General features: G+C 74.0%; 13 protein-coding genes and 1 pseudogene. 5 read left to right on the plus strand and 9 right to left on the minus strand.

Annotation, left to right across the window (positions count from 1 at the left end; translation table 11 throughout):
- Window positions 1-26: 26 nt before the first annotated feature.
- Entirely contained in the window at window positions 27-452 is a 426-nt protein-coding gene (locus ACI79P_RS04830; RefSeq protein WP_456579891.1) for a hypothetical protein, read from the plus strand.
- Here ACI79P_RS04830 and ACI79P_RS04835 read toward each other — a convergent pair.
- From ACI79P_RS04835 to ACI79P_RS04845, 3 genes are read right to left on the minus strand one after another with little or no spacing between them, the layout of a single operon-like run.
- Window positions 449-1600, minus strand: a complete 1152-nt coding sequence (locus ACI79P_RS04835; protein ID WP_456579892.1) for an acyl-CoA dehydrogenase family protein — start codon at window positions 1598-1600, stop codon at window positions 449-451. The two genes, ACI79P_RS04830 and ACI79P_RS04835, sit on opposite strands and share 4 nt — an antisense overlap.
- The gene (locus ACI79P_RS04840; RefSeq protein WP_456579893.1) at window positions 1597-2646 is read right to left on the minus strand and encodes an LLM class F420-dependent oxidoreductase; all 1050 of its coding nucleotides are present in this window, start codon (window positions 2644-2646) and stop codon (window positions 1597-1599) included. The genes ACI79P_RS04835 and ACI79P_RS04840 overlap by 4 nt, the downstream gene beginning before the upstream one ends.
- A gap of 45 nt (window positions 2647-2691) precedes the next feature.
- Window positions 2692-4224: a class I adenylate-forming enzyme family protein gene (locus tag ACI79P_RS04845; protein WP_456579894.1), complete on the minus strand. Its 1533-nt coding sequence runs from the start codon at window positions 4222-4224 to the stop codon at window positions 2692-2694.
- A 142-nt stretch (window positions 4225-4366) separates the two neighbouring features.
- Here ACI79P_RS04845 and ACI79P_RS04850 point away from each other — a divergent pair, with 142 nt between their 5' ends.
- From ACI79P_RS04850 to ACI79P_RS04865, 4 genes are all read left to right on the plus strand, one after another.
- Window positions 4367-4957, plus strand: coding sequence for a DUF6318 family protein (locus ACI79P_RS04850; protein WP_456579895.1), 591 nt, complete (start codon window positions 4367-4369; stop codon window positions 4955-4957).
- Window positions 4958-5258: 301 nt separating this feature from the next.
- Window positions 5259-5870, plus strand: a complete 612-nt coding sequence (locus tag ACI79P_RS04855; RefSeq protein WP_456579896.1) for a hypothetical protein — start codon at window positions 5259-5261, stop codon at window positions 5868-5870.
- Between the two features lie 93 nt (window positions 5871-5963).
- Window positions 5964-7433 (plus strand): DUF222 domain-containing protein, encoded by a 1470-nt coding sequence (locus ACI79P_RS04860; RefSeq protein ID WP_456579897.1) that lies wholly within the window; start codon window positions 5964-5966, stop codon window positions 7431-7433.
- A 109-nt stretch (window positions 7434-7542) separates the two neighbouring features.
- On the plus strand, window positions 7543-8163 hold the full coding sequence (locus ACI79P_RS04865) for a hypothetical protein (protein WP_456579898.1): 621 nt from the start codon (window positions 7543-7545) through the stop codon (window positions 8161-8163).
- A gap of 10 nt (window positions 8164-8173) precedes the next feature.
- Here ACI79P_RS04865 and ACI79P_RS04870 read toward each other — a convergent pair whose 3' ends face one another.
- The 6 genes and pseudogenes from ACI79P_RS04870 to ACI79P_RS04895 all read right to left on the minus strand — a co-directional run bounded on the left by ACI79P_RS04870 (window position 8174) and on the right by ACI79P_RS04895 (window position 14731).
- Window positions 8174-9226 carry a hypothetical protein gene (locus ACI79P_RS04870; protein ID WP_456579899.1) on the minus strand — a complete coding sequence of 351 codons (1053 nt, stop codon included), beginning with the start codon at window positions 9224-9226 and terminating at the stop codon, window positions 8174-8176.
- 19 nt (window positions 9227-9245) lie between these two features.
- Entirely contained in the window at window positions 9246-10274 is a 1029-nt protein-coding gene (locus ACI79P_RS04875) for a hypothetical protein (protein WP_456579900.1), read from the minus strand.
- A pseudogene (locus tag ACI79P_RS04880) lies at window positions 10271-11716 on the minus strand (UGSC family (seleno)protein). Before ACI79P_RS04880 ends, ACI79P_RS04875 begins: the two are co-directional and overlap by 4 nt.
- The gene (locus ACI79P_RS04885) at window positions 11713-12792 is read right to left on the minus strand and encodes an acyl-CoA dehydrogenase family protein (protein WP_456579901.1); all 1080 of its coding nucleotides are present in this window, start codon (window positions 12790-12792) and stop codon (window positions 11713-11715) included. Before ACI79P_RS04885 ends, ACI79P_RS04880 begins: the two are co-directional and overlap by 4 nt.
- Window positions 12789-13925 carry an acyl-CoA dehydrogenase family protein gene (locus tag ACI79P_RS04890; RefSeq protein ID WP_456579902.1) on the minus strand — a complete coding sequence of 379 codons (1137 nt, stop codon included), beginning with the start codon at window positions 13923-13925 and terminating at the stop codon, window positions 12789-12791. Before ACI79P_RS04890 ends, ACI79P_RS04885 begins: the two co-directional genes overlap by 4 nt.
- Before the next feature lie 68 nt (window positions 13926-13993).
- Window positions 13994-14731, minus strand: a complete 738-nt coding sequence (locus tag ACI79P_RS04895; RefSeq protein WP_456579903.1) for an enoyl-CoA hydratase/isomerase family protein — start codon at window positions 14729-14731, stop codon at window positions 13994-13996.
- Window positions 14732-14753 lie beyond the last annotated feature (22 nt).

Raw genomic sequence — 14753 nt, forward strand, 5'->3', positions numbered from 1 at the left:
CCCCGCGACCTGCCACGGTGACGGGCATGACGACCTCTCCGCTCGCCGATGCCCGTGTCCGCTCCGCCGCCGAGCTCACCGACCGCTGGTCCACCCTGCTCGGCCCCGACGGGTTCGGTGCCCGCAGCCTCTGGCTGACCTGGTTCGACGCCGACGGCCGCCAACTGCCGGTCGTCGTCCCCGTGGACGACCTGCCGGCCCTCCCGGAGCCCGCTCTGCTGGTCGGGCTCCGGGAGGTGCACGGCTCGGTCGTCCACGACCAGCTCGGCGGCACCGGGCACCTGGCGTTGGCGCTGTGCCGGCCGGGCGAGCCGGATGTCACCGCGGAGGACGAGGCCTGGGCCCAGGAGCTGCGGTCGGTGCTCGACGACGACCTCGTCGCGGGCACCTGGAGCCTGCACGTGGCGGTCGCGGGCAGGGTGCTGCCGCTCGTCGAGGAGCCGTGCCGCTAGATCCGGTGGCGGGCGATCCACTGGGCGGCGATCACGGTGCGCTGGATCTCGTTGGTGCCCTCGCCGAGGATCATCAGCGGGGCGTCGCGGAAGTAGCGCTCGACGTCGAACTCCTTCGAGTAGCCGTAGCCCCCGTGCACCCGCATGGCGTCCAGCGCGACCTGCATCGCCGCCTCGGAGGCGAAGAGCTTCGCCATGCCGGCCTCCATGTCGGCGCGGGCGCCGCTGTCGAGCTTCTCGGCGGCGTCGGCGGTGAGCAGCCGGGCGGCCTGCACCTTGGTCGCCATGTCGGCGAGCAGGTTGCCGACCGACTGGTGCTTCCAGATGGGGACGCCGAAGGTCTCCCGCTCCTGGGCGTACCGGGTGGCGGCGGCCAGCGCCGCCTGCGCGACCCCGACGGCGCGGGCGGCGACCTGGACCCGGCCGACCTCGAGGCCGCGCATCATCTGCACCCAGCCGCGGCCGGGCTCCCCGCCGAGGACGGCGCCGGCCGGCACGCGCATGCCGTCGAAGCTCAGCTCGCAGGCCTCGACGCCGCGGTAGCCGAGCTTGGGGATCTTGGCCGAGATCTCCAGCCCCTCCCCCGGCTCGACCAGCAGCACGCTCATGCCGGTGTGCGGCGGGACGGCGTCGCGGTCGGTGCGGCAGAGCAGGCCGATCAGCCCGCTGTGCTGGGCGTTGGAGATCCAGGTCTTGCTGCCGGTGACGGCCCAGCCGTCGTCCGTGCGGACGGCGTGCGTGCGCATCGCCTGCAGGTCGCTGCCGCCGCCGGGCTCGGTGAGCGCCATGGTGGCCCGGACCTCGCCGGTGGCCATGCGGGGCAGGTAGCGGGCCCGCTGCTCGTCGGTGCCGACGGTCGCCAGCAGGTGGGAGATGACGGAGTGGCCGCCGATCGCGCCGGCCAGGCTCATCCAGCCCCGCGCCAGCTCCTCGGTGACGCGGGCGAAGCAGGCGGTGCTCACCGCGCTGCCGCCGTGCTCCTCGGGCACGAGCAGGCCGAACAGGCCGAGCGCCTTCATCTCCTCGATGAAGGCCTCGGGGTAGCGGTCCTCTGCCTCGAACTCGGCCACCCGCGGGCGCACCCGCCGGTCGACGAACTCGGCGGTGAGCGCGACGAACTCCTGCTCGTGGGCGGGGAGCGGGATCACGCGAGCGCCTTCAGCGTCTCGACCGCGCGCAGCCGCTCGCCGTGCTCCGCGGCCAGGGGCGTGACGTTCAGCGTCGTGACCCCGGCTTCGCGGAAGGCGGCGAGCCGCTCGGCGACGTGCCCGCGCGGCCCGACCAGCGCGACGCCGCGGACGAACTCCTCGGGCAGCGCCGCGGCCGCCTCGTCCTTGCGCCCGTCGAGGTAGAGGTCCTGCACCGTCGTCGCCTCGTCGGCGAAGCCGTAGCGCCCCGCCAGCTCGTTGTAGAAGTTCTTGCCGCGGGCACCCATCCCGCCGACGTAGAGCGCGAGCTTTGCGCGGACCCGGTCCAGCGCCGCCGCCTGCTCGTCGGCGTCCTCGCTGATCAGCAGCTGGCTGTCGGCGACGACCTGGAGCGGCCCGAGCTCCGGGTCCCGCCGCGCCGTCCCCTCCGCGAGGGCGTCGCCGAACGCCGCCGCGCTGCCCTCGGGGAGGAAGAACGCCGGCTGCCACCCCTCGAACAGCTCGGCGGCCATCGCGACGTTCTTCGGCCCGATGGCGGCCAGCAGCATCGGGATGCGCTCCCGCACCGGCTGGTTGATCAGCTTCAGCGGCTTCCCGAGACCGCTGCCACCGCGTTCGCGGGTCAACGGGATGTCGACGTGCGCCCCGTGGTGGTCGACCTTCTCCCGGCGCCACACCGCGCGGCAGACCTCCACGACCTCGCGGGTGGTGGCCAGCGGCGCGGTGTAGGGCACGCCGTGGAAGCCCTCGACCACCTGCGGCCCGGAGGCGCCGATGCCGAGGGTGAAGCGGCCACCGGAGAGGAAGTCCAGGCCGGCGGCGGTCATGGCCAGCAGCGTCGGCGTCCGGGAGTAGATGTTGAGGATGCCCGAGGCGATCTCCACCGTCGTCGTCCGCGCGGCCAGGTAGCCGAGGTGGCTCACGGCGTCGAAGGAGTAGGCCTCGGCGACGTAGACGGTGTCGAGGCCGGCCTTCTCGAAGTCGGCGATGACGGCCGTCGTGCGGTCGTAGCCGCCGTCGTAGGAGATGGGCATGCCGATGCGCACGAGGTGCTCCTGTCGCCGAGAGGTCGGGCCTCCCGCAACGTAGCGCTACCGGGGGACGGTCACCCAGCCCTCCGCCTCGCGCAGCGGGGCCTTCAGCACCTTGCCGCCGGCGTTGCGCGGCAGCGGGCCGTCGATGACGCGGACGAACTGCGGGCGCTTGAAGTCGGCCAGCCGCTCGCGGGCGAAGGCGGCCAGGCCCGCGACCAGCTCGCCGGCGTCCGTGCCCGGCTTCGGCAGGACGACGGCGCCGACCTTCTCCCCCATCACCGGGTCGGGGACGCCGACGACGGCGACCTCGAGGACGTCGGGGTGCTCGGCGAGGGCGTTCTCCACCTCGACGCTGTACACGTTCTCGCCGCCGCGGTTGATCATGTCCTTGGCGCGGTCGACGATCCGGACGACGCCGTCGGTGAGGGTCGCGAGGTCGCCGGTGTGCAACCAGCCGTCGACGAACGTCTCCGCGGTCCGCTCCGGGTCGTCCCAGTAGCCGGCGACGACGTTGGGGCCGCGCACCAGCAGCTCGCCGACGCCGGTGACCGGGTCGGGGCGGTCGAGGCGCACCTCGTTCACCGGGGTGGGGAACCCGACGGCGTCCGCTTGGGTCTCGGCGTACTCGTGCGGGAGGAAGGTGGCCAGCGCGCTCGTCTCGCTCAGGCCGAACCCGTTGCCGAGCCGGGCGTTCGGGAAGGCCTGGCGGAGGCGGTGCACCAGCTCCGGGGCGATGGGTGCGCCGCCGTAGCTGAGGGTGCGGACGGTGGAGACGTCCGTCGTCGCCAGCGCCGGGTGGCGCAGCACCAGCTCGTAGATGGTCGGGACGCTGGTGAGCAGCGTGATCCCGTGCTCGGGGATGGCCGTCAGGAAGGCCGTGGCATCGAACTTCGGCATCAGCACGCTCCTGCCACCGAGCGCGATCTGGGTGAGGAACTGGGAGTTGCAGCCGGTGACGTGGAACAGCGGGACGGAGATCAGCGTGGCGTGGGCTGCCTCCGGGTCGCGGCTGAGCTCGCGGCAGCGGATGACCGACTCGATGTTGCTGAGGAAGTTCTCGTGGGTGGTCATCGCGCCCTTGGGCCGGCCCGTGGTGCCGCTCGTGTAGAAGAGCGCGGCGACGTCGGTGTGCTGCGGATCGGGGACCTCCCCCGGCTCGCCGTCGGGCAGCGGCTCCCCGGGGCGGATCACCCGGCGGGCGCCGCAGTCGGCGAGGATGAAGCCGGCCTCGGCGGGGGCCAGCCGGGTGCTCATCGGGACGACGACGGCGCCGGCGAGCTGGGCGCCCCAGAAGGCGAGCACCCAGTCGACGCCGTTCGGCAGCTGGACCGCGACCCGGTCGCCGGTGGTGACGCCCGCGGCGCGGAGACCGCCGGCGACGCGCAGGGCTCGCTGCCACAGCTGGGCGTAGGTGAGCCGGCCGCCGTCGAGCTCGACGATGGCGGTGCGGTCGGCGTGCTGCCGGGCCTGGTCGGCCAGCACGCGGACGATGTTCCGGGGCAGGCCGGTGTAGCGGCGGACGCCGTCGGGGCCGACCTCGATGCCGCTCGTGTCGAAGGGGCTGGTGCCCGTCGTCTGCTCCGTGCTCATGCGTCCCCCGTCTGCGGCTGGTCCCGGCTGGGGGATTCTGCGCCGGTGAGCCAGGTCTCGTGCGCGGGGGCGGTCACCCGATCCGGCGGCCTGTCCACAGTTACGGAACCGGATGCGAGCGAACTCTGCGTAGTCTCCCGCTGTGCGTGAACTCCGCGGGGGCCTGGTCCGGACGACGCTCGGCTGCCTGGTGGCCGGGACCGTGCTGCTGACCGGGTGCTCGGAGAAGCAGGAAGCCAGCACGAGCCTGCCGACGACGCAGGCGGCGCCGACCACGGAGTCGCTCCCGCCCCTGGGTCCGGCCGACTTCCCGGTTCCCGCCGAGGCGCGCGAGAACACACCTGGGGCGGCCGTTGAGTTTGTTCGCTACTACGTGGCTCTCACGAAGCACCTAGCGATGACTGCCCAAGATCCGCAGCCGCTCCTCCGCCTCAGTGAAGACTGCCGCACCTGCAACCAGATCGCACAGGCCTTGGCGTCTGACGCCGCCGCCAACTACAGCTATGCCGAGTACACGTACCAATTCGACGAGTACGGGCCAGCTCTCATCAACGGCGACATGGCTGAAGTCGGCTTTGCTTATGTGCAAGGCCCCATCACCGCAATCGATGAAGCCGGGCAGGTCGTCCCGGAACGATCCGCAGCCACCCCTGAAACCCTGCAGTCAGGTGCGACGCTGCTCTGGAAAGACGACCTTCGGAGTTGGGTCATCACCGGATTGACGGTGGGTTGACGTGCGGCGACTGGTCCTAACGGTTGTCCTGCTTGTAGGACTTATCGTGGGCGGCGGATCGTCGGCCCTGGCCTGCGTAGGGCTCGACTGCGACGGTCCTGATGTATCGACTGGCCCTGGTTCTCTTACCGCGACATACCTCGAGCAGAGGCCGGGTGGTTCATGGGCGGCTTCCAACAGCGCTCCCCTCGACCATCCGTACACCTACCGGCTGTCCCGCCCGTGCGTCGTCAGCGACCGTGAGAGCGGTGGATGCCGGCCGAGCGACTTCTTTCAGTGCCCATCTGCGCCCGGCCGGGTCGTGGAGAACCTGGTTGCCGAGCAACGACGTCTGGCGCTGCCGGGAGCTGACGGCACGACAACCACCATCGACGGCTTTCCTACTGGCGGTGCGCCCGTTGGAACGCAAGTGGGTCCTTGGATCGTCGGGACGCGGGCCTGCATCGACATCACCGCGTTGAACCCGCCGCCGTCGCCCGACGAGGTGTTTCGCTATTTCCAGACCTTGCCGCTCCCGCAGCTCACGACCCGGCACCAGCCGCCCGGGAATGGCCTGACGGGATTGCCGGTCATCTTCTACACCGACTCCCCCACGACCCAGACCTTCACCGTCGACATCCGCGGCTTCACCGTCGTCATCGAGGCCACCGCCGAGCAGTTCACCTGGCACACCGGCGACGCGGCCGGCCAGATCAGGACGACCGACCCCGGTGCCCCGTACCCCGACCACACCATCGAGCACAGCTACCGCCCCGGCACCTACACCGCCCATCTCACCGTCACCTGGGGCGCTACCTTCACCGTCGACGGCAGCGCCGAGGCCGACGTCCCCGGGACCACCACCACCGACGGCCCACCCGTGACCTTCGACGTCCTCCAGGCCCGCACCGTTCTCACCAATCCCTACGACTGAGCTGCGGAGACTGTCGGTGGCCGGCTCTACGGTGCAGGTGTGTTCCCCGGTGAGCCGCCCCGCGCGCCAGAAGACGGCGTCCCGATCCCCTGGGTGCCCGACACGCACGCCCCCGGGCTGAGCGACCTGGAACTGGTCGCCGACATCTGGGCCGCCGACGCCCGCGAGGCCCGGCACGCCGCCGAGCGCGCGGAGGCGATCGCCGCGCTCGCCCGGCGCCGCTCCATCGACCGCGACCGCGACTTCGGCCCGCTCGGCGGTCCGGGGCTGGACAGCCGGCTCCGCCGATCCGAGGTGCTGGCCCAGGTCAGCGAGACCTTCGTGTCCGAGCTCGCGCAGATCCGCAACTGCTCGGAGGTCGAGGCCGAAGCCCTCGCCGTCGAATCGATCCTGCTCACCACCCTGCTGACGGGCACCTGGGACGCCCTCTACGCCGGCCGCATCGACGTGCGCAAGATGCGCGCCCTGGTCGACCTCCTGTCCACGGCCACGCCGGACGTCATCGCCCAGGTGGAACGCCGCGTCCTGCCCGACGCCGGCCGGCTCACCGTCGCCCAGCTGCGCGCCCGCGTGTGCCGAGCGCTGGCCCGCCTGGACGCCGACGCCCTGGACCAGCGCCGCAAGCAGGCCGCCCAGCGGGCCGACGTCACCACCCGCCGCACCGGCGACGGCATGAGCCAGCTCGTCGCCGACCTCCCCGTCCACGTCGCCGCCGCCTGCGCCGACGCCATCGACCAGTACGCCCGCCTGCTGCGTGCCGACGGCGACTCCCGCCCCATCGGCGTTCTGCGCGCCGCCGTCGCCGCCGACCTGATCCTGCGCCCCTGGGACACCTCCCGGCCGGCGGTCACCGCCGTCCTGACCATCCACGCCCCGCTGCCCTCGCTGCACGACCCCGACGACGACGGCAGCAGCCAGCCGGCCGCAGAGGTCGCCGGCGAGGTCGTCACCGCCGCGCAATGCCGGAAGATCCTGCACGAACTGGACATGCTCGGCGTCGGTGCTGCACCGGCTGGCGGGTGCGTGCAGGTGGCCATCGGCAACCCCCTCGACGGGCGGCTCGTCGCCGTCGCCACCCGCAGCCAGCTCCGCCGCGCCGCCGGGCACCGCCGCCGCTCCCGCAAGCGCGGGAAAAGCGCGACCAGCCGGTTCACCGCAGGAGACGAACGGCCCGAGAGCGGGCCGGGTCTCGGCCCACCAGCACCGACCACCGCCTACGCACCGACCGCCGCGCAACGCCGCTTCCTGCACGTCCGCGACCGGCACTGCCGCATGCCCGGCTGCCGACGACGCCCCGGACGCTGCGACATCGACCACGGCACCCCCCATGCCGAGGGCGGCCCCACCGACTGCTGGAACCTCTGCTGCCTGTGCCGCCGCCATCACCGCATCAAGACCTTCGCCCGCGGCTGGCGCTTCCACCTGCACAAAGACGGTCGCCTCACCGTCCGCACACCCAGCGGCGTCTCCCGCACCACCCGCCCACCCGGCGGGAGCCACGACCCCGAACCCGACCCACCCTGGCTCGACGAGCAAGCACCACCCGACCCGCAGCGCCGCTGACCGACGGGACCCACGCGTCCGGATCCGTTCCCAAGGCGTGCTCGTGCGAGGACAGTGGACACCGCCGCATCGCCCTTCGACGCCGCCCGCTCACCAGAGGAGCCGTCGCATGTACGCGCGTTCCACCACCATCGCCGGCAACCCCACCCAGGTCGAGCGGGGCATCGTCTACATCCGCACCCGCGTCCTCCCCGCCGTCATGGGCATGGACGGCTTCATCGGCCTGTCGATGCTCGCCGACCGGCACTCCGGCCGCTGCATCATCACCAGCGCCTGGGAGGACACCACCGCTCTCCGCCAGAGCGCCCCGCAGGTGAAGGCCATGCGGGCCCGGGCCAGCGACATCCTTGGCGGCCCGGCCGTGATCGACGAGTGGACGATCGGCGTCCTGCACCGCATGCATCCCGCGCCCGAGACCGCCTGCGCCCGCGTCACCTGGACCGAGGGGAAGCCCGAGCGGCTCGACGGGATGACCGAGGCCTTCGGCATGAGCATGGTGCCGCGCCTGGAAGACATCCCCGGTTTCTGCTCGGTGAGCGTGCTGGTCCAGCCCGAGACCGGCCGCGCCGTCACCGCCGTCACCTACGACTCGCGCGACGCCATGCAGGCGGCGATCGAGCACGCCACCGAACTGCGCCAGGCGTTCAGCCGCCGGACCGGCGCGCAGGTCGTCGAGGTCGCCACCTTCGACCTCGTCGTGGCCGAGCTGCGGGTGCCCGAGACGGTCTGATCGGCGACGGTCAGCGCGGCACCAGGGCACGCACCGGCGCCGTCACCGACCGGGAGCCGCCCGGCCACGTCGGCAGGAGCAGCATCTTCACCCCGGCACCCCCGGTGACGACGACGTGCACGTCGGACGGCGACGCCGCCACGCGCAGGTCCCCGGCCGCGTACCGCGCCAGTCCCGCGTGGAAGGCGAGCACCGGTGCCGAGCCCTGCAACAGCGCGCTGCCCTGCTCGAACAGGAACTCCGCGATCCGCGCGTACCCCCACCCGTGCACCGCCAGCAGCTCGGCCGGCTCCGGCGGCAGCAGCAGGAACTGCTCCCCCAGCGCGGCACGCCGGGGGTCGCCCGACGCCAGCGCGACCCCCGCCATCGCCGCCGCGGCCGGCCCCAGCACGGACGGCGGCTCCCGATAACCCTCCCCGGGCAGCGCCTCCACCACGCTCCCGACGCCGATGACCGTCACCGCGTCGACGTCCACCCCGAGCCCCCGGCGCTGCGCCAGCGACGGCAGCGGGCGCGCCGCCTCGGCGGTGCAGCACGTGTACTTCGCCGGCTGCCCGATCGTCGCCATGTCGGTCAGCCCGGCCGTCCCTCCCCCGATGCCCGCCAGCGCCATCGACACCGCCCGCCCGATGCAGGCGTTCGCCCGGTTACCGGTCCCCAGCCCGCCGGCACCCGACGTCATGCCCAGCCGCCTCGCCACCGGCCCGTGCACCAGCACCGCGACCGCCGGCGCCCCCGTCGTCGTCGACAGCCCCAGCAGGTTGAACGGTTCCTCGAGCGCCGCGCGGCACGCGGCCACCACCACCGGCAGCTCCCCGGGCCGGCACCCCGCGAGCACCGCGTACCAGGCCACCGAACGCACGGTCAGCGGGCCGAACAGCGGCGGCACCAGCCCGAGCTCCTCGTCGGGCGCCGTGACGCCGTCCAGCATCGCCCCGAGCCGAGCCCCGGTCGGCGGCACCACCGGCAGCCCGTCCCCGTGCCCCGCGGCCAGCAGGTCGGCCAGCACCGCCCCGGGGTCGGCATCGGCCCCGACCAGCGGCAGGTCCGCCGCGTTCACCACGGGCCCGCGGGATCCGGTCTCACGGCCGCTCCGGTACCGCGCGCGTGACCGCCGCCGTCGCGCCGAACGAGGGGATCCACGCCGAGTGCTTGCCTGCACCGCCCGCGACCAGGATGTGCAGCATGTCCGGGCCGGTGCTGACCGGGTAGAAGTCCCCCTCGGGCTCCACGCCCCAGTCCAAGAACTGGCGCTGGTTCTCCTCCGACACCTTGGACACCGGCACCCGCGCCTGCTCCCACAACCGCTCGCGCAGCGACTCCGCCGTCCACCCGTCGCGGTGCAGGGTCGCCGCGTGCTCCGGGCCCAGCACCAGGAAGTGCGGCCCCTTCACGTAGAGGTTGTTCGACCCCGTCTGCGCCATCGTGCCGGCGATCGTCATCAGCAGGCCCTCACCGGTCGTGCTGCCGTGGTCGTTGATGTTGTGCGGCCCCTCGCACGCCGCCACCGTCACCGTCGACTCCCCCGGCGCGAACCCGCGGCGCACCGAGAACGGCTCGAACGGGCTCTCCTCCTCGTTCTCGCCGAAGCACCACGTGTACTTCGCCGGCCCGCCCTGCGTCGACCGGTCCATCGAGCCGGGCCGCGCCCCGCCGACGTGGGTCGTCACCAGCTGCACCGCCCGGCCGATCACCGCATTGGCCCGGGTGCCCTGGCCGAAGCAGTTGGTGCCGCCGTTGATCCCCAGCGACGTCCGCACCGGACCGTTCACGATGACCAGCGGCGCGCACGGGTGGGTCGTGGCCAGCACGCCATGCAGGTTGTACTCCGGCGCCAGCAGCGCGCGGACGGCGGCGAGCACCACCGGCAGGTCGGCCGGCCGGCAGCCGGCCATCACCGCGTTCGCCGCGAAGCTCTCCCGCGTCGGCACGAGCCCCGACGGCGGCACCGGCCCGAGCTCCAGGTCGATGCCCTCCAACGCCTCCAGCGCCGCCGCGACCCGCTGCGGGGTCGGCGGCACCGTCGGCAGCCCGTCCCCCCAGCCGCGTTCCCACGCGACCTCGTGCCAGCTCTCCTCGGTCACCCCGGGGAGGTCGATGACCTCGGTCATGCGCTCCCCCGAGCCTCGTCGGCCAGCGGCAGCAGCGCGCCGGCCGCGGCCTCGATCCGCTCCGCGAGCTCCTGCTCGTTGAGCCCGCCGACGGGGTGCGGCACCACGATCACCCGCGGCGTCACCCGCCGGGCCTTGGCCTGCGCCTCGACCAGCGGCAGGAACGTCGAGGTCACCAGCAGCGGTGCCACGACGCCACGCTTCTCCAGTTCCACCGAGTCGTGGAGACTCCACGACGAGCACGAGCCCTAGTCACCGACCGCCACCAGCACCATCTTGTAGCGCTGCGACAGCCAGTCGATGAGGTCCTTGTCGGCCGCGGCGGAGGCGTTGGGCTTGCTGGCGAACCCGAGCTCGGGCAGCTGCCAGTGCTCCTGCAGCCGGCCACCCACCCCGCGGAGCAGCTCGGTGGCGTTCGGCTTGGAGTTGGAGAACAGCGCCACCTCGGTCCAGTCCGCGCCGCCGCCCACCGGGACGACGCCCTCGGCGTCGTCCGCCGGCACGCCGTAGGTCGGGTCGACGATCTGCAGCCCCGGCCCGGCCGCCGTCCGGAACGCGGCCACCACAGTCTCCCCCGCCGCGGTCCCGTCCTCGACCGCAGCCGCCACCGACTGCGCCGCGCCCGACCGCGCGTCACCCGCCACCACCACCGTGCCGGCTCCCGTGCGCACCCCGTCGGCGAGCAACCGCCCGGCGCCGTCGGCAGGCACCGACTCGACCAGCCCACCCGGGCCCCGGCGTCCCACGTACGGGAAGAGCCCGTCGGCGCCGAGCTCGCGCTCCCCACCGGGGGTGTCGACGACGACGCCCGCGAGCAGGCCCTCACCCCGCAGGGCGGTCACGCTCGCGCCGGTCAGCACCTCGACCCGGTCCGCGGCGGCCAGCCGGCGGGCGCGGTCGGCGTCCCACCGCGGCTCCCCCGGCACGAGCACGGTGACCGCGGACGCGACCTCGGCCAGCTCCAGCGCCTCCTCGGCGGTCCACTCGTCGTCGCCCACCACCACCACCGGGCGGCCGCGGAACAGGGGGCCGTCGCACCCGGCGCAGGTGGAGATCCCGCGGCCGACGAGCTCCTCCTCCCCGGGCAGGCCCAGCCGCCTCGCGCCCAGCCCGGTCGCCACGACCACGGCGCCCGCGGTCGCCGCGCCCCCGCTCGTCTCCAGCCGCGCCGGGGTGCCGGGCCGCACCCGGGTGACCTCGTCGAAGGCCATGACCACCCCGGCGGCCTCCGCCTCGGCGACCAGCCGCGACATCAGCCCGGCCGACCCGACGACCTGCCCCGGCCGCGGGTAGTCGTGCACCGAGGTCAGGTTGACCAGCTGCCCGCCCGGGGCCATCCGGTCGTAGGCCACCACCCGCAACCCGGCCGCGGCGGCCACCCGTGCCGCGGTCAGCCCGGCGACGCCGGCGCCGACGACGGCGACGTCCCAGTCGGTGCTCATGCGCTCACCAGCCCCCTCGAGATCGTCGGCCACAGCTCGTCGGCGCCGGCGTCGGCCAGCCGCCGCCCGAGCTCCCGGCCCCACGTCCGCTCGCTGCCGAACTCGTCCCGCCACGACCACAACCGCCGGCTGAGCTGGCCGAGCTCGTACTCCTTGGTCATCCCGATGGCACCGTGCGCCTGGTGCGCCGCGCGGGCCGCGACGGTCGCCGCCTCGCCGGTCACGGAAGCGGCCGCCGCCACGTCGAAGAAGCCGGGCTCCGGCCGCGCGTTGCGCGCCGCCACCTCGACGGCCAGCCGGGCCAGCTCCGCCTCCTCGGCGATCGTCACCAGGTGCGCCTGCACCGCCTGGAACCGGGCCACCGGCCGGCCGAACTGCTGCCGCTCACCGGTGTACCGGACGGTCAGCTCGCCCACCCGCTCCAGCGCCCCCGAGATCAGCGCCGCCCGGCCCAGCGCCCCGCGCAGCCGCAGCGCGTCGGGGTCCACGCCGGCCGGCGCCGCGGCGACCGCCTCGTCGCCGAGCGGCACGTCGTCCCAGGCCAGGGAGTCGCGGGGCTCCGCCGCGAGGTTGCGGCCCGGCTCCACCCGCGCCGCCTCCGTCGGTGCGCAGACGACGTGCCGCTGGCCGCCGACGGACGCCAGCAGCACCACCCGGCTGCTCCGGCCACCCCAGGGCACCCGCTGCACCCGCGCCGTCAGCCGCCACCGCCCCGGCCCGCCGGAGAGCTCGACGGCGTCACCCGGCCGGCCCACCGCCACCGACACCGGGCCTTCCGGCAGCTCCAGCCCCGCGGCGGCCAGCGCCCAGCCGGCCAGCAGCCCGCTCTCGGCCAGCGGCACCGGTGCGGCGAACCGTCCGGCCACGGCGAGCAGCGCGCACGCGTCGGCGACGTCCCCGCCCGGGCCACCGGCCTCCTCCGGCACCGACACGTAGGGGAACCCCGCCTCGGTCAGCGCCGACCAGAGCCGGTCGCTCCACCCGGTCGCCTCCGCCGCGACGACGTCCTCCGGGGTGCAGAGATCGCGCATCAGCCCCGCAGCCACCTCGGTCAGCATCGTGCTGTGCTCGCTCATGCCAGCCCCTTCGCGGCCACGGACCGCAGGATCTCGGTGGTGCCGCCGCGCAGCGTGTAGGACGGCGAGGTGAGCACGGCCTCGGCCAGCAGCCGCTGGAAGAGCGTGCCCGTGCTCTGGTCGACCTCGGTCTCGGCGGCGACCCGCAGCGCCTCCACCAGGTCCTGCTCGAACCGCGTGCCGACCTCCTTGACCAGCGCCGCCTCGATGACCGGCACCGCCCCGGCGTCCAGGGCGCGAGCCACCGACAGCGACAGCGCCCGGATCGCCCAGGCCCGGGCGGCCAGCCGCCCGATGACCGTCGCCTCGTCGTCGGCGACCGCTTTGCCGGCCCCCTCCCGCACGAACTCCCGCAGCACCGGGAACGTCGAGAGCCACCGGTCGGGCCCGCTGCGCTCGTAGGCCAGCTCGCTGGTGACCTGCTGCCAGCCCGAGCCGATCTCGCCGAGAACCATGTCGTCGGGGACGAAGACGTCCTCGAGGGCGACCTCGTTGAAGTGGTGCGATCCGTCGAGGTACGGGATCGGCGAGACCCGCACGCCGTCGGCGTGCAGGTCGACGATGAGCTGCGACAGCCCGGCGTGCTTCCGACCCTCCTCCATCGGGGAGGTGCGGCACAGCACGGCGAAGAAGTGGTTGCGGTGCGCCTCGCTGGTCCACACCTTGGTGCCGGTCACGGTCCAGCCGCCGTCGACCCTGGTCGCCCGGGTGCGCACCGAGGCGAGGTCGGAGCCGGAGTCGGGTTCGCTCATCCCGAGCGAGAAGTAGATCTCTCCCGCCGCGATGCCCGGCAGGAAGCGGCGGCGCTGCTCCTCGGTGCCGAAGTGCAGCAGCGCCGGGCCGGTCTGGCGGTCGGCCACGAAGTGCGCCCCGATCGGGGCGCCGGCGGCGAGGAGCTCCTCGGCGACGACGAAGCGCTCCACCGCGCTGCGGCCGTGCCCGCCGTACTCGGGCGGGATCGCCATGCCCACCCACCCGCGGGCGGCGAGCTTCCGGGAGAAGTCCGGGTCGTAGCGGCCGGCGAAGCCGAGCGCCGGCCGGTGGTCCTCGGGCAGTTCCGCGGCCAGGAAGTCGCGCACCTCGGCGCGCAACGACTCCTCGGCGGGGGTGAGGGGGGTGGCGCCGAACTGCATGGCCGGTCTCCTCCGGTCAGGGGTTGCCCGCCGGGCCGCCGGTGGTGCGGCGGCCCGGCGGGGCGTGCTCAGGCGGTCTCGCGCCGCCGCTGGGACCACATCTGCGTGGCCCGCTCGAAGTGCAGGGCGGCCTCCCAGCCGATCCCGGGCGGGCCGGACTCGGTGCGGAACGAGCGCGCCGCCTCGCGGGCGAGCTCGGGGTCCTTGGCGGCGCGGCCGGCGAGCTCCATCGCGAGGTCCTCGACCTGCTCGTCGGGCACCGCCTTCCACGCCATCCCGATCTCCGCGGCGCGGACCCCGTCGATCTCCTCGCTGAACAGCCCCATGGCCGCGGTCGCCTCGCGGCCCGCGGTGCGGGAGCTGATGGTGAAGTAGCCACCGCCCGGGTGCAGGCCGATGCGGAGGAAGCCGGCCAGCAGCCGCGCGGACTCGGAGACGATCCGCAGGTCGGTGGAGAGGGCCAGGTTGATGCCTGCGCCCACGGCGGCACCGCGGACGGCGGCGATCGTGGGCACCTGCAGCAGCCCCACCCGGCGGAACGCCTGGTAGACCGCGCCCAGCTCCTTGTAGGTCTTGTCCTCTGCCTGGTCGGAGCCGGCCGTCCAGCGGCGGCGGTCGGCGCCCGAGCAGAACATGCCGTCCTTGCCGCGCACGACCGCGGCACCGATGGCGGGGTCGCGGTCCACCTCGTCGCACAGCTCCGACAGCTGCATGCCCATCTCGGGCGTCAGGCCGTTCTTCACCTCGACGTTGTCGATGGTGAGGACGGCGATGCCGCCCTGCTTCTCCAGGTGTACCTGTCCCACGCGGGGGTCCTGCCTCTCTGTG

Source organism: Blastococcus sp. SYSU DS0510 (assembly GCF_054050835.1).

Coding starts and splice junctions, on each gene's coding strand:
- ACI79P_RS04830 (WP_456579891.1), top strand. CDS start 27: ATGACGACCTCTCCGCTCGCCGATGCCCGTGTCCGCTCCGCCGCCGAG.
- ACI79P_RS04845 (WP_456579894.1), bottom strand. CDS start 4,224: ATGAGCACGGAGCAGACGACGGGCACCAGCCCCTTCGACACGAGCGGC.
- ACI79P_RS04865 (WP_456579898.1), top strand. CDS start 7,543: ATGTACGCGCGTTCCACCACCATCGCCGGCAACCCCACCCAGGTCGAG.
- ACI79P_RS04875 (WP_456579900.1), bottom strand. CDS start 10,274: ATGACCGAGGTCATCGACCTCCCCGGGGTGACCGAGGAGAGCTGGCAC.
- ACI79P_RS04885 (WP_456579901.1), bottom strand. CDS start 12,792: ATGAGCGAGCACAGCACGATGCTGACCGAGGTGGCTGCGGGGCTGATG.
- ACI79P_RS04890 (WP_456579902.1), bottom strand. CDS start 13,925: ATGCAGTTCGGCGCCACCCCCCTCACCCCCGCCGAGGAGTCGTTGCGC.